This is a genomic window from Mucilaginibacter sp. UR6-1 (genome assembly GCF_020880975.1).
Lineage (GTDB): Bacteria > Bacteroidota > Bacteroidia > Sphingobacteriales > Sphingobacteriaceae > Mucilaginibacter.
On sequence record NZ_JAJIWP010000002.1, the window covers coordinates 481,002 to 494,444 of the forward strand.

Annotated in this window: 10 protein-coding genes; 5 read left to right on the forward strand and 5 right to left on the reverse strand. The window is 46.1% G+C overall.

Translation table 11 applies throughout. From position 1 onward, the window contains the following. Nucleotides 1–124: 124 nt before the first annotated feature. From guaA to LJ707_RS07445, 3 genes are read left to right on the forward strand one after another with little or no spacing between them, the layout of a single operon-like run. Nucleotides 125–1,654 (forward strand): glutamine-hydrolyzing GMP synthase, encoded by a 1,530-nt coding sequence (gene guaA / locus LJ707_RS07435; protein WP_228950179.1) that lies wholly within the window; start codon nt 125–127, stop codon nt 1,652–1,654. After that, nucleotides 1,611–2,888: an ABC transporter substrate-binding protein gene (locus LJ707_RS07440; RefSeq protein WP_228950180.1), complete on the forward strand. Its 1,278-nt coding sequence runs from the start codon at nt 1,611–1,613 to the stop codon at nt 2,886–2,888. Before guaA ends, LJ707_RS07440 begins: the two co-directional genes overlap by 44 nt. After that, nucleotides 2,885–4,054, forward strand: coding sequence for an RsmB/NOP family class I SAM-dependent RNA methyltransferase (locus LJ707_RS07445; protein WP_228950181.1), 1,170 nt, complete (start codon nt 2,885–2,887; stop codon nt 4,052–4,054). Before LJ707_RS07440 ends, LJ707_RS07445 begins: the two co-directional genes overlap by 4 nt. Before the next feature lie 2 nt (nt 4,055–4,056). On the opposite strand, the gene LJ707_RS07450 is transcribed toward LJ707_RS07445, so the two are convergent. The 5 genes from LJ707_RS07450 to LJ707_RS07470 all read right to left on the reverse strand — a co-directional run bounded on the left by LJ707_RS07450 (nt 4,057) and on the right by LJ707_RS07470 (nt 10,353). After that, nucleotides 4,057–4,632 carry a MarC family protein gene (locus tag LJ707_RS07450; RefSeq protein WP_228950182.1) on the reverse strand — a complete coding sequence of 192 codons (576 nt, stop codon included), beginning with the start codon at nt 4,630–4,632 and terminating at the stop codon, nt 4,057–4,059. A gap of 20 nt (nt 4,633–4,652) precedes the next feature. Beyond that, complete coding sequence (locus LJ707_RS07455) at nt 4,653–5,804, reverse strand: MFS transporter (RefSeq protein ID WP_228950183.1); 1,152 nt, start codon at nt 5,802–5,804, stop codon at nt 4,653–4,655. A gap of 92 nt (nt 5,805–5,896) precedes the next feature. Next, entirely contained in the window at nt 5,897–7,381 is a 1,485-nt protein-coding gene (locus LJ707_RS07460) for an amino acid permease (protein WP_228950184.1), read from the reverse strand. A gap of 138 nt (nt 7,382–7,519) precedes the next feature. Next, complete coding sequence (locus LJ707_RS07465; RefSeq protein WP_228950185.1) at nt 7,520–7,918, reverse strand: response regulator; 399 nt, start codon at nt 7,916–7,918, stop codon at nt 7,520–7,522. A 200-nt stretch (nt 7,919–8,118) separates the two neighbouring features. Then, nucleotides 8,119–10,353, reverse strand: coding sequence for a sodium-translocating pyrophosphatase (locus LJ707_RS07470; RefSeq protein ID WP_228950186.1), 2,235 nt, complete (start codon nt 10,351–10,353; stop codon nt 8,119–8,121). Between the two features lie 251 nt (nt 10,354–10,604). Between LJ707_RS07470 and LJ707_RS07475 the strand changes: the two genes are divergently transcribed. Both LJ707_RS07475 and dacB read left to right on the forward strand, forming a co-directional pair. After that, the gene (locus tag LJ707_RS07475; protein ID WP_228950187.1) at nt 10,605–12,059 is read left to right on the forward strand and encodes an APC family permease; all 1,455 of its coding nucleotides are present in this window, start codon (nt 10,605–10,607) and stop codon (nt 12,057–12,059) included. Further along, on the forward strand, nt 12,031–13,443 hold the full coding sequence (gene dacB, locus LJ707_RS07480) for a D-alanyl-D-alanine carboxypeptidase/D-alanyl-D-alanine-endopeptidase (protein ID WP_228950188.1): 1,413 nt from the start codon (nt 12,031–12,033) through the stop codon (nt 13,441–13,443). The genes LJ707_RS07475 and dacB overlap by 29 nt, the downstream gene beginning before the upstream one ends.

A 13,443-nucleotide genomic window follows, 5' to 3' on the forward strand; every position in this document is an offset into this window, starting at 1 on the left:
TGCGGGATTCGATCATAAAGCCGGCTAAGTTAAATTAGCCGGCTTTTTTGTTAACCGCCCCATTGAATTCATATTATCTTCAATCTCATTTCTTACATTTCGCATCTAAATCCTATCTTTGCCCATGCAAGAAAAAATCCTCATTCTTGACTTCGGTTCGCAGTTCACCCAATTAATAGCGCGCCGTGTCAGGGAGCTTCGCATTTACTGCGAGATCCATCCCTTCAATAATTTTCCTGAAGTTGACGGCAGCGTAAAGGGCATCATCCTTTCGGGTTCGCCTTATTCTGTTCGTCAGGACGATGCGCCGCACTTTGATTTCGCCAAGTTTCATGGCTCATTGCCTATACTTGGCGTATGTTATGGCGCGCAGTACCTGGCCCACTTTAACGGCGGCGAAGTATTGCCATCAAGCACGCGCGAGTATGGCCGTGCCAACCTGCAATACATCAACCACGAAAGTCCGTTGTTGAAGATGATCCCGGCAGACTCGCAGGTGTGGATGTCGCATGGCGATACCATTGCCCGCCTGGCTGATAATTTTGAGGTAATTGCAAGTACCGATAGTGTACGTGTTGCCGCTTACCATGTAACCGGCTCACAAACCTACGGTATACAGTTTCACCCCGAGGTAACCCACAGTGTTGATGGCAAGCAATTGCTGCATAACTTTTTAGTTGATATATGCGGATGCGCGCAGGACTGGACCCCCGATTCATTCGTTGAAACCACCATCGCGCAGCTTAAAGAAAAACTGGGCGATGATAAGGTAGTGCTTGGTCTTTCGGGCGGTGTTGATTCATCAGTAGCTGCCGTATTGTTGCACCATGCCATCGGCAAAAACCTGCACTGTATATTTGTTGATAACGGCCTGCTGCGTAAGGATGAGTATGAGCTTGTGCTCGATTCGTACAAGCACATGGGGCTTAATATAAAAGGTATTAACGCCAAGCAACGTTTTTACGACGCGCTTGCCGGTTTAACCGACCCTGAATTGAAACGCAAGGCTATTGGCCGCGTGTTTATTGAGGTGTTTGATGATGCCGCGCACGAGGTTCAGGATGTAAAATGGCTTGGTCAGGGTACCATCTACCCGGATGTGATCGAGTCGGTATCAGTAAAAGGCCCTTCGGCAACCATTAAATCGCACCATAACGTAGGTGGTTTGCCTGATTTTATGAAGCTGAAGGTAGTTGAGCCGCTGAACACCTTGTTTAAGGATGAGGTGCGTAACGTAGGTAAGGCCTTGGGTATTGATCCTAATATTTTAGGCCGACACCCATTTCCGGGCCCGGGATTGGCTATCAGGATATTAGGTGAGGTAACACCCGAAAAAGTACATATATTACAGGAAGCCGATGCGATTTACATCAACAATTTAAAGGCTGCCGGTGTTTATGATAAAGTTTGGCAGGCAGGCACCATATTTTTACCGGTACAATCGGTAGGGGTAATGGGCGATGAGCGCACCTACGAAAATGCGGTAGCGCTGCGCGCGGTTGAATCAGTTGATGGTATGACGGCCGATTGGTGCCATTTACCGTATGAACTGCTGGCCAAAATATCAAACGAAATTATCAATAACGTAAAAGGTATAAACCGGGTAGTATATGATATCAGTTCAAAACCACCGGCCACTATTGAGTGGGAATAAGTGGTTACTTATTTTAGTTGTTGCACTTGCTGCCGCGTGTTCGCCAAAAACACGCCCGGTTGGTAAGGGTACAACTAAACCGACTGAAAAAACATCAGATAAGCCCGGCAATAAAGCCGATAAGGATAAAAAAGAGGATAAGGATGCCAAAAAGGTATCTGATAAAAGGGTATCAACCATAGCGATGATACTGCCTTTTGGCCTTGATCATTTAAACCCCGGCGCTAACTATAGCGCCGCGGGTTTAAAAAAAGCCGCCTTGGCGCTTGACTATTACCGTGGCTTTAAACTCGCGCTTGACTCACTTACAAGCGAAGGAGCAAACTACCGCCTGCAGCTTTTTGATTCAAAAGATGAAACCTCGCAGTCGCACAGCCTGGCGCTTAATCCGCAGGTAAAAGGCAGCGACCTTATTGTAGGCCCCGTTTTTCCGGATGGTATGAAAGCCTTTACAACCGTTCCCGGTAATACTAAAAAGCTTATCCTTTCGCCGCTGTCGCCATCGGCACCAACAACCTACAATGTTCAAAACCTGATAACTGTTATCCCGCCGCTGGAGTACCATGCTTTGCGCGCCGCGGAGTTTGCGGTCGCTAAAACAAAAACAAAAAAAATATTCATACTTACATCGGGCTATAGTGCTGAGCTTCCTTACATTAAATACTTTAAAAAAGCGGTTGACAGCCTGAGCAAAAAAAAGGTAAAGGTAATTCAGCTAACGGTTTCGCGTGGCAATCTTAAACCCGCTATGGCGCAAATGACCAAGTTTGACCGTAACTTCATGGTCATACCATCAACCAATCAATCGTTTCTTAAAATTACTTTGTACTCGTTGGATACCCTGTCAAAGCATTACCCGGTAACGCTGATCGGCCATCCCAATTGGGAGAAGTTCAGCTTTTTGAAAGCAGACCAGATGCAGCGCCTGAACGCGTACATTACCTCGGCGGACAGGGTGAATTATAAATCGCAGGCTACTGTTACGTTTGTGCGTAACTACCGCCGTTTATACCGTGCCGAGCCATCGGAATATGCCATTAAAGGGTTTGACGAGGGGCTGTACTTTGGGCAGTTACTTGCCGAGGAGGGTGATAAACTGAAAAGCCTTGACGATAATGAGTTTACCGGACTGCATAACAGCTTTGACTTTATATACAAACCGGGGCAGGGCTGGGTGAACAAGCACGTTAACTTATTGCATTACGAAAACTTTGAATTAAAGAAAACCGAATGAAGGCGCTAAATCAGCTAAAAACGTTTATGCGTATTTTGGATGAATATCCTGCTGATGTGCCTTTAGGTAAATTTTTGCCTGGTTTTTATCGCCAAAACAAGCAAATGGGCTCAACCGACCGTAAGGTGGCCGGGCGTTTGGTGTATAACTATTTCAGGCTGGGGAGGGCTTTGCCTGCACTGCCGCCCGAGGAGCGCCTGATGGTGGCCGAGTTGTTATGCAATACACAAACAAACTCCTTTTTGCAGCATTTTAAGCCCGACTGGGCAGCATGTGTTGGTTTTACCATTAACGAGAAGATAGCTCTTATAAAAACTAATTATCCTGATTTTAAGGTGGATGATGTTTTCCCGTGGATAGGGGAGCTTTCGGCTGAAGTTGATAAGGATAAATTCCTTCGCTCCTTTTTTATTCAGCCTGACCTGTATATACGTGTTTTACGTGGGTATGAACCACAGGTGAAGGCCGAACTGACCAATGCGGGTATTATTTTTAAAGATGAAGGCAACAGTTGCTTTTGCCTGCCTAACGGTACAAGGCTGGAGAACATCTTTCCACGGCAACAGCATATGTTTGAGGTGCAGGATCATTCATCGCAACAAACGGCCAAATATTTTAAACCCGAACGCTGGGACAAATGGTGGGATGCCTGCGCGGCATCGGGCGGCAAATCACTATTACTGCACAGCCTGCAACCGGATGTAAAGCTGGTAGTTTCTGACGTGCGCGAATCTATACTGGCCAACCTTGATGAACGCTTTCAGCAGGCCGGTTTGCTCAAGTACCAAAAAAAGGTGCTTGACCTAACCCAAAACCCCGACCAGGAAATGCACGATTATGAGTTTGACGGCATTATTTTAGACGCGCCATGCAGCGGCTCGGGTACGTGGGGGCGTACACCCGAAATGATCAGCCAGTTCAACCCGCAGCGTATCGCTTTTTTTCAGCGTTTGCAGCAAAGCATTGCCCGCAATGTGGTAAAGTATTTAAAACCCGGCAAGCCGCTTATTTACATCACCTGCTCGGCATTTAAAGCGGAGAATGAAGAAGCCGTTAGCTTTTTAACTACTGAACTTGGCCTTAAACTTGAAAGTCAGCAGATACTAAAGGGATACGAGCGCAAGGCCGATACCATGTTTGTAGCCAGGCTCACCCGCCCCGAATAAGGTTACAATCCGCTATTACTTCTGAACAGTTTTATCGCGATAGCTAAAAGTATTACACCAAAGGCTTTGCGTAAAATACTTAGCCCGGCCTTACCCAGCAGGTGCTCCAGCCATTTTACATTTTTTAGTACCAGGTAAACTATCAGTGTGTTGATAATGATTGCGACCAGTATATTCTGGGTTTGATATTGCGATTTCAGGGATAGCAACGTAGTCATGGTACCGGCACCGGCAATAAGCGGAAAAGCCAGCGGAACAATAGATACTGTTTGCGCCATATCAGGATCATCCTTAAAAAACGTGATACCTAATACCATCTCCATCGCGATGATAAATATTACGATAGAGCCCGCTATAGCGAATGAGGAGATATCCAGCCCGATAACGTTAAGCAACTCATTACCTACAAATAAAAAGGTTACCATAAGCACCAGTACGGCAATACTCGCCTTTTCGGATTGTATGTGCCCTGCCCGCTGGCGTAGTTCAATTATTACCGGTATTGATCCTAAAATGTCAATAATAGCGAACAGGATCATGGTAACCGATAGTACCTCTTTAAATATAAGTGGCTGCATAAATTATAATTAAGGTCAGTTTAGCATTCCTGGCGTTTTAGCTTAAAGCTAAGCGCAAAAGCAACCAGAATGTACAAAGATGCTAAAAAGAAAATACTATGCAGTGATATAGCCGTAACAAAACCTGCCGTAATAGGGCCAAGCGTTTGGCCTATCGAGGTGTACGATTGGTTGATGCCTAATACTTTGCCCTGTTCATCGCTGCTTGTTTTATCAGCAATGATGGCATTAAGCATGGGGTTGCGCAGGCCGTTAAAAAGTCCGTATACGCCCACCGCCACGGCAAATAATATTAAGCGCGTTGCAAAGCCTGCGAGTATCATAGCACCCAGACATACCAGTGTTGACAGCAGAAGTATCAATGATTTTGACCGGCATATTTTAGTAAAGAAAGGTACCAGTAACTGCATGATGATGCCGGTAATTCCGAAGCCTGCATAGAGCATACCCGTTTGCGCGGGCGATAGTTTCAAGTCATCAGTAGTAAAAGTTTGGAAACCTACGATCATGGCAAATTGCGCCATGGTAAGCAAAAAGCCTATGAATATGCTTACGCCGATGGTATTTTCTTTAAGGATAGTGACCAGTGATACAAAGCTGAATTTGTAGGATTGCTGCTTGCCTTTGTTTTGATTGGTTTCCTTTAGTAAAAACACGGTGAGCAATACCCCTATGAGCGCTATACCCGCCGCGAAATAAAACGGCACGTGCATACCATACTTACTAAGCAGGCCACCCAGTGCAGGCCCGGCCACAAACCCAAACCCGAATGCCGAGCTAAGTATCCCGAAGTTTTTGGCACGCTCTTCGGGTGAGGACACATCAGATACCATTGCTTGCGCTACGGAAATGTTGCCCCCTGTTAATCCATCCAGAATACGTGCGGCAAATAACATGATAATACTGCGTGCCTGCGCAAAAAGGATAAATGATATGCAGGTACCGATGAGGCTGATAATAAGCACCGGTTTGCGGCCCCACTTGTCAGACAGCGAACCCAGCAGCGGCGTGGCAAAAAACTGCGCTATGGAAAAGGCCGCGGTAAGCAAACCTAAAGTTTCGGACGTGACACCAAATTTTTTACCGTAGCTGTACAACAACGGCACCACTATGCCAAAGCCCATGGAGTTGATAACGCATATAACAGCCAGTATCCACAGGCCTTTCTTCATTTAATTTAGTGTTGGTTTATGTAGAAGTACAAAAAGCAAAAAAGGTTCTGAAATATTTTTCAGAACCTTTTTTAATATAGTGTATTAACAATTTATTCAGTGTATTTAGGATTTGGCGGATCATTAGGCAGGTTAACAAGGCCTTTACGGATAAGTGAATTCTTTTTACCGTAAACCATGTAAATAACTAAACCTAATATCATCCATACGGCCAAACGTATCCATGTATCGGCCGGTAATGAAACCATCATCGAGATACAAATAACGATACCTGCAATTGGCACGAAAGGAACCCATGGCGTGCGGAAAGGGCGAGGCGTATTAGGGTCGCTTTTACGCATCACCATAACGCCAACGCAAACCAGTACGAAAGCGAACAGGGTACCGATAGATACCATCTCGCCCACTACGTGAACCGGTACAAAGGCAGCAAATAAGCTTACAAATACCGCGAACAGTAAGTTTGATTTGTATGGTGTCTGGAATTTTTTGTGAACCTTAGCGAATACTGAAGGGATCAAACCATCTTTTGACATGGTATAGAATATACGCGACTGGCCCATTAACATCACCAGGATAACTGAAGTATAACCAGCTAAAATGGCCAGGATAATGGCTTTTTGTAACCAGGCGTAAGGTGTTTTAGCGATAGCTACGGCAACCGGCGCGGCACTGTCTTTAAACTCTTTGTAGTTGGCTACACCCGTCATTACGTGCGAGAACAATACATATAATAAGGTACAGGCCAATAATGAGCCGATGATACCTATTGGCATACCGCGTTTAGGATCTTTAGCCTCTTGAGCGGCGGTTGATACGGCATCAAAACCAATAAAGGCAAAGAATACCACACCTGCGCCACGTAACACACCCGACCAGCCGAACTCGCCGAACTTGCCGGTATTTTCAGGGATGTAAGGTACGTGGTTTGATGGGTTGATATAGCCCCAGCCCACAGCGATGAATACCAGCACCACGGCAACCTTTAATACTACCAGTATGTTATTTACAAATGCCGACTCTTTAGTACCCCTGATAAGTAGCAGAGAAAGGCAAACGATGATAAATACCGCAGGCAGGTTAAAGTAACCGCTAACTACGCTGCCATCAGCCATGGTAACTGATTCCCAGGGCGACATGGTGAGCTGTGGCGGTATTTGTATGCCATATAAATGGAGAAATTTTGTTAGATATTGCGACCAACTGATGGATACGGTTGCAGCACCAAGCGCGTATTCAAGTACAAGGTCCCAGCCGATGATCCAGGCCATAAATTCGCCCATGGTTGCATAAGAGTAAGTGTAAGCTGAACCCGCGATAGGGATCATACTGGCAAACTCGGCATAACAAAGGCCTGCAAAAGCACAACCTATAGCGCCAATAACAAATGAAATAGTAACGGCAGGGCCGGCATTGTTGGCCGCAGCCAAACCGGTTAACGAGAATAAACCCGCACCAATAATAGCTCCGATACCCATTGTTACCAAGTTGAAACTGCTAAGCGTACGGCGTAAAGTGCCTTCGCCGCTTGCTGCCGCTTCTTTTAGTAATAAATCAAGTGGTTTTTTAAATCTCATATATAATGTCAGTTAATATATCAAGTCCAAACCTACTTAATTTTATTGATATGATAAAGAACTGATTGCATCAGTAAAACAAAACAATGTTTTTTGTGTATCTGGTTATAAATATTTCACAAATGTTACTTTTAAGGCTTAAACCTTACCGCAATCATCATGTATTTTAACCAAAACATCTTTACTTAACGGTTTTACCAGGTACGATTTTACCAACGGGTAGCTTTTTGCCTTTAACATATCATCCGCATCAATTGATGATGTTATAATATAGATATCAATTGGCTTGGTGATTTGCTGTTGTAACGCTTTGTACTGATCTAAAAACCCCCAGGCATCAATGTCGGGCATATTAATGTCAAGTAATATCACATCAGGCAATTCATGTTGGTTTTGTAAATTATCCTTAATGTATTGCAAGGTTTCGTAACCGTTGGTTACATGCTTGCTGTTGCCAAAAAGCCCAACGTTTTTAAGCAATTTAACTGCTATAAAATGCTCCATCGGGTTGTCGTCTATCATCACTATTCTGTTCATCTCGTTTTTATTATATAAACAGTTATTCAAATACTGTTCCCTTATGCCAAAGTTTGTTTTTAAGCGTTTTAAGAGGGTTTTATAATTTTTGTTGAGTAATTGTTGGGGAAAAATAGCATCTACAATTTGTAGAATGTAGAAACGTTGCCTTGTTAAAGTTGGGCATGGTCGTGGTGTTTGCGGCCATGCCCAACTTTGCCTCACAACCGGTGACCGTGTTGCTTGATGGTGGTTTTTTCTAAAGATTGCTCTTTTATTTGTTTTTGAATGCGCTCGCTGGTGTTAACCTCCTGGTGCAGGTGCGGCGCTATTACCAATGATACGATAGACATGAGCTTGATCAGGATATTCATGGATGGGCCCGAGGTATCCTTGAACGGATCGCCAACAGTATCGCCTGTTACTGAGGCTTTATGCGGTTCAGATTTTTTGTAGTAAATCTCACCGTTGATCTCGGCACCTTTTTCAAATGATTTTTTAGCATTGTCCCACGCGCCGCCTGCGTTGCTCTGGAAGATGCCCATCAGTACGCCCGATACGGTAACACCCGCCAGCAAACCGCCTAACACCTCTGGCCCAAAGGCAAAACCGATAACGATAGGGGTGATAAGGGCGATGAGGCCCGGTGCCACCATCTCGCGGATAGAAGCCTTGGTTGATATGGCTACGCATTTTTCATACTCCGGCTTGGCTTTGTACTCCATAATGCCCGGTATCTCCCTAAACTGGCGGCGTACCTCCTCAACCATAGCCATGGCTGCCCGGCCTACTGCTGATATGGCCAGCGCCGAAAAGATGAACGGTATCATTCCCCCAACAAATAAACCGGCCAGCACATCGGCCTTATAAATATCAATATGCTCAATACCTGCCACGCCTACAAAAGCCGCGAACAAGGCCAGCGAGGTAAGTGCCGCCGATGCGATAGCAAAGCCTTTACCGGTAGCGGCAGTGGTGTTACCTACGGCATCAAGGTTATCGGTTCGGTGCCTTACCTCTTCGGGCAGGCGGCTCATTTCGGCAATACCACCGGCGTTATCAGCAATTGGGCCAAATGCATCAATAGCCAATTGCATGGCGGTTGTGGCCATCATACCCGCGGCGGCAATTGCAACGCCATATAATCCCGCAAAATGGTATGAGCCATATATACCCGCGGCCAATACCAGTATGGGCAGCACGGTTGACTCCATACCTACCGACAGGCCGCCGATAATATTAGTTGCATGCCCGGTTGATGATTGCCTGATGATACTCAGCACAGGGCGCTTGCCCATAGCGGTATAATATTCGGTAATGATAGACATGAGGGTGCCTACAATAAGGCCTACAATAATGGCCAGGAAAACTCCGGTTTTATCAAACTCCTTAACGCCTTCTTTCAGGGTATCGGTTCCGGGTATCAAATCGCGGGTGAGGTGCAGGTTGCCATCCGGCAGCATCCAGTTCACTACAAAAAATGTGGCTATAGCCGTTAGTATGATGGATGCCCAGTTGCCTATGTTAAGGGCATTTTGCACACTGTCGGTTTCATTTTTAATTTTTACGAATGATGCACCAACAATGGAGAACACCAGGCCTAAACCCGCGATCACCATCGGCAATAAAACCGGGGCAATACCGCCAAAGGCATCAATGGATACAATTTCGCGCCCCAGTACCATGGTTGCCAGCATGGTGGCTACGTATGAGCCGAAAAGGTCGGCACCCATACCGGCTACGTCGCCCACGTTATCGCCCACGTTATCAGCAATAGTGGCCGGGTTGCGCACATCATCTTCGGGGATGCCGGCTTCAACCTTGCCCACCAGGTCGGCACCTACATCGGCAGCTTTGGTATAAATACCGCCGCCCACACGGGCAAACAAGGCGATAGACTCGGCACCCAGCGAGAACCCCGCCAGCACTTCGAGCGCCTTTTCCATGTCGGCGCCGTTAACTTCTGAGCCTACATACATTTTGTAGAAAACGATGAACAGCGATCCTAAACCTAAAATAGCTAAACCGGCAACGCCCAGGCCCATCACGGTGCCGCCGGTAAATGATACTTTAAGTGCTTTAGCCAAACTGGTGCGTGCCGCTTCGGTAGTGCGTACATTGGCTTTAGTAGCTATGCGCATACCTATGTAACCCGCGAAGGCGGATAAGAAAGCGCCTATTACAAAAGATACTGCGATAACCGGGCTTGAGGTAGCCACCGTAGTGCCTGACCACGCCAGCAGTATCACCGCGATAACTACAAAGTAGCTCAATACCTTCCACTCGGCACGTAAAAAGGCCATGGCACCCTGGGCTATATAGCCTGCAAGCTCGGTCATGTTGGCATCGCCCGAGGGTTGTTTGCTTACCCAGGCCGCTTTAACAGCCATTACTATGATACCCACAATGCCTAACAGTGGGATCAGGTAGATCAAGTAATTGTTTAAAAACTCCATAAAATAGGTTATAATTTGGTTTATAATACCCCGCAGAAGAAGAGGTGGGGTTAAATGCAAATTAGTAAAAATAATATTACAAAGATGTGATATTAAACTTTTTAAAAAGTGACGGTGCAACTAAAGTAAGCAGGGCAACACAGTATTATTTAATGCCAAATATTGGTGCTAACCGGATAATTTACGTGCTTTTGGTTACTAAAATTTATAACTATCTTAACCCACATATTAACTAACCTCAAAACAATTGTATGAAAGAAAACACTTCTTCCTCCGGAATGAAGCACGAACTTGGCCTGCTTGACGGCACCATGCTGGTTGCCGGTTCAATGATCGGGTCAGGCATTTTTATTGTAAGCGCTGATATCATCCGCAACGTAGGTTCGGCAGGCTGGCTGATAGCCGTATGGCTCATCACCGGTTTCATGACGCTTACCGCCGCTGTAAGCTACGGCGAGCTGAGCGCCATGTTCCCTAAAGCGGGCGGGCAGTATGTTTATCTTAAAGAGGCATACAACAAGCTGATAGGTTTTTTATACGGATGGAGCTTTTTTGCGGTAATACAAACCGGTACCATCGCGGCGGTAGGGGTGGCATTCTCTAAATTTTTCGCCTACCTGTGGCCGGCCGTAAGTGAAGACAATGTTTTGTTCAGCTTTAATTACTGGGGCGATAAAACGTTCAACTTTAGCGCCGCGCAACTTGTATCTATCATCCTCATTATTTTACTTACCTACATCAATACCAAAGGTGTTAAGGGCGGCAAAATCATACAAACTACTTTTACCATTACCAAACTGGTAAGCTTGTTCGGCCTCATCATCTTCGGTTTTATTATGGCCAAGGGCGATGTTTGGACGGCTAACTGGACGAATGCCTGGGATTTGCATAACCTGAATAAGGATGGCTCTACCGTTAACCTTACCATGGTTGCGGGTTTAGGTGCCATAGCGGCATCGCTTGTTGGTTCAATATTCAGCAGCGACTCGTGGAACAGTGTAACTTTTATTGCCGGGGAGATGAAAAACCCGCAGCGTAACGTAGGCCTGAGTTTGTTTTTAGGTACGCTTATAGTAACCATTATATATGTTGCGGCTAACGTAATGTACACCTCGGTATTGCCATTGCAGGATATCGCTAACGCCGAGAAAGACCGTGTGGCTGTAGCGGCTTCAACGGTGATATTCGGCAACATCGGTACCTTACTTATTGCTGTTATGATCATGATATCAACCTTTGGCTGTAACAACGGCTTGATTTTGGCAGGTGCGCGTGTGTATTACACCATGGCTAAGGATGGCTTATTCTTCAAAAAAACAGGTACGCTTAACAAATTTTCGGTACCTGAGTACGGCCTTTGGCTGCAATGCGCGTTAGCCTGCGTTTTATGCTTGAGCGGTACTTACAGTAACCTGCTGGATATGATATCATTAGTTGTGGTGATTTTTTATGTACTTACAATCATCGGTATATACATTCTCCGCGTAAAACGTCCTGACGCGCCGCGCCCTTACAGGGCATTTGGCTACCCGGTGCTGCCTGCTATATATGTGGTAATGGGTATTACGTTCTGCGTGCTGTTACTGCGTTACAAGCCTGAATATTCATTCTTTGGCCTGCTTATAGTTTTAATTGGCATCCCGATCTACTATATTGCAAAGCGAAATATTAAAGAGGATGATGAGAAAACGGAGCTGGTTAATTAGTTTTTTATTAGTTACAGGATATGCCCATGCCCAAACGCTGCAGCAGCAATTGCAAACAGCGTTTGGCAAATTACAGCAGGATAGTCAATGCCGCTACGCATCAGTATCATTAACCGTACTTGATGCTAAAACCGGCGAGCAGGTATTTGCCGCCAACCCCAATATGGGGCTGGCCACGGCATCAACCTTAAAAACCATAACCTCGGTAACTGCCTTTAACCTGTTAGGAGCCGATTATCAGTACCAAACTACCGTAGGCTATACCGGCAGCATTGGCGCTGATGGTACACTAAATGGCAGCATCATTATAAAAGGTGGCGGCGACCCAACATTGGGTAGCTGGCGCTGGAGTACTACTAAGGAGAACTATATACTTAACCTGCTGGTTGCCGCGGTACAAAAAGCGGGAATCAAAAAAATAAACGGAGCCATTATTGGCGATGATAGCGCCTACGGTACACAAGCCATACCCGATGGCTGGATATGGCAGGACGTAGGTAACTACTACGGGGCGGGCATCAACGCCCTGTGCTGGCACGAAAACCAGTTTGATATTAAGCTGCGTACCGGCGCTGTAGGTTCGGCTATTACGGTTGACCGTACCGTGCCGCTAATGCCATACCTGGGTTTTAAAAGCGAACTCACCAACGCGCCTGCCGGTACCGGCGACCGTGCATTTATCTATTTGCCCGTGGGCGGTAAGCTGATGTACCTGCGTGGCACTTACGCCATTGATCAGACCAAGAAAACGGTATCAGGCGCCATACCCGACCCTGCTTTTGACGTAGCCCTGCGGTTGACCGATACCATGAACCGCCTCGGCCTAAATGTAAGCGGCGAACCGCAATCAACCCTCACGCTGGCCGTTAAAGGTGAAACCGCGCCTGCTATAGCGAAAACACTTACGGTTATCGAGTCGCCGGAGTTAACCAAGATCATTTATTGGCTTAACCAAAAAAGCCTTAACCTGTATGCCGAGCAATTGCTGAAAACTATTGCCCTGAAGGCAGGCAAGGAGCCGACCACACCCAATGGTATTAGCGTGCTACAGGATTTTTGGAAAGCTAAAGGCATCGACGTAAAAACACTGAATATATATGATGGCAGCGGCCTCTCGCCGGGTAACCGGGTAACAACGCTTACTATGGCGCGCATATTGCAATCGGCCAAAGGCCAGGCCTGGTATAAGTTTTTTTATGAGAGCCTGCCGATATATAACGATATGAAGATGAAAAGCGGCAGCATTGCCGATGTACTGGCTTATACCGGCTATCAAACCTATAAGGGCCGCGAGCTGTGTTTTTCCATTATTGTAAATAATTACAACGGCACCACCAAAGGCATTAAGGAAAAAATGTTCCGAGTGCTGGATGTAATGAAGTAG

Excerpts from the sequence above, each read along its gene's own strand:
- guaA (WP_228950179.1), top strand. The coding sequence starts at position 125 with ATGCAAGAAAAAATCCTCATTCTTGACTTCGGTTCGCAGTTCACCCAA.
- LJ707_RS07440 (WP_228950180.1), top strand. The coding sequence starts at position 1,611 with ATGATATCAGTTCAAAACCACCGGCCACTATTGAGTGGGAATAAGTGG.
- LJ707_RS07445 (WP_228950181.1), top strand. The coding sequence starts at position 2,885 with ATGAAGGCGCTAAATCAGCTAAAAACGTTTATGCGTATTTTGGATGAA.
- LJ707_RS07450 (WP_228950182.1), bottom strand. The coding sequence starts at position 4,632 with ATGCAGCCACTTATATTTAAAGAGGTACTATCGGTTACCATGATCCTG.
- LJ707_RS07455 (WP_228950183.1), bottom strand. The coding sequence starts at position 5,804 with ATGAAGAAAGGCCTGTGGATACTGGCTGTTATATGCGTTATCAACTCC.
- LJ707_RS07460 (WP_228950184.1), bottom strand. The coding sequence starts at position 7,381 with ATGAGATTTAAAAAACCACTTGATTTATTACTAAAAGAAGCGGCAGCA.
- LJ707_RS07465 (WP_228950185.1), bottom strand. The coding sequence starts at position 7,918 with ATGAACAGAATAGTGATGATAGACGACAACCCGATGGAGCATTTTATA.
- LJ707_RS07470 (WP_228950186.1), bottom strand. The coding sequence starts at position 10,353 with ATGGAGTTTTTAAACAATTACTTGATCTACCTGATCCCACTGTTAGGC.
- LJ707_RS07475 (WP_228950187.1), top strand. The coding sequence starts at position 10,605 with ATGAAAGAAAACACTTCTTCCTCCGGAATGAAGCACGAACTTGGCCTG.
- dacB (WP_228950188.1), top strand. The coding sequence starts at position 12,031 with ATGATGAGAAAACGGAGCTGGTTAATTAGTTTTTTATTAGTTACAGGA.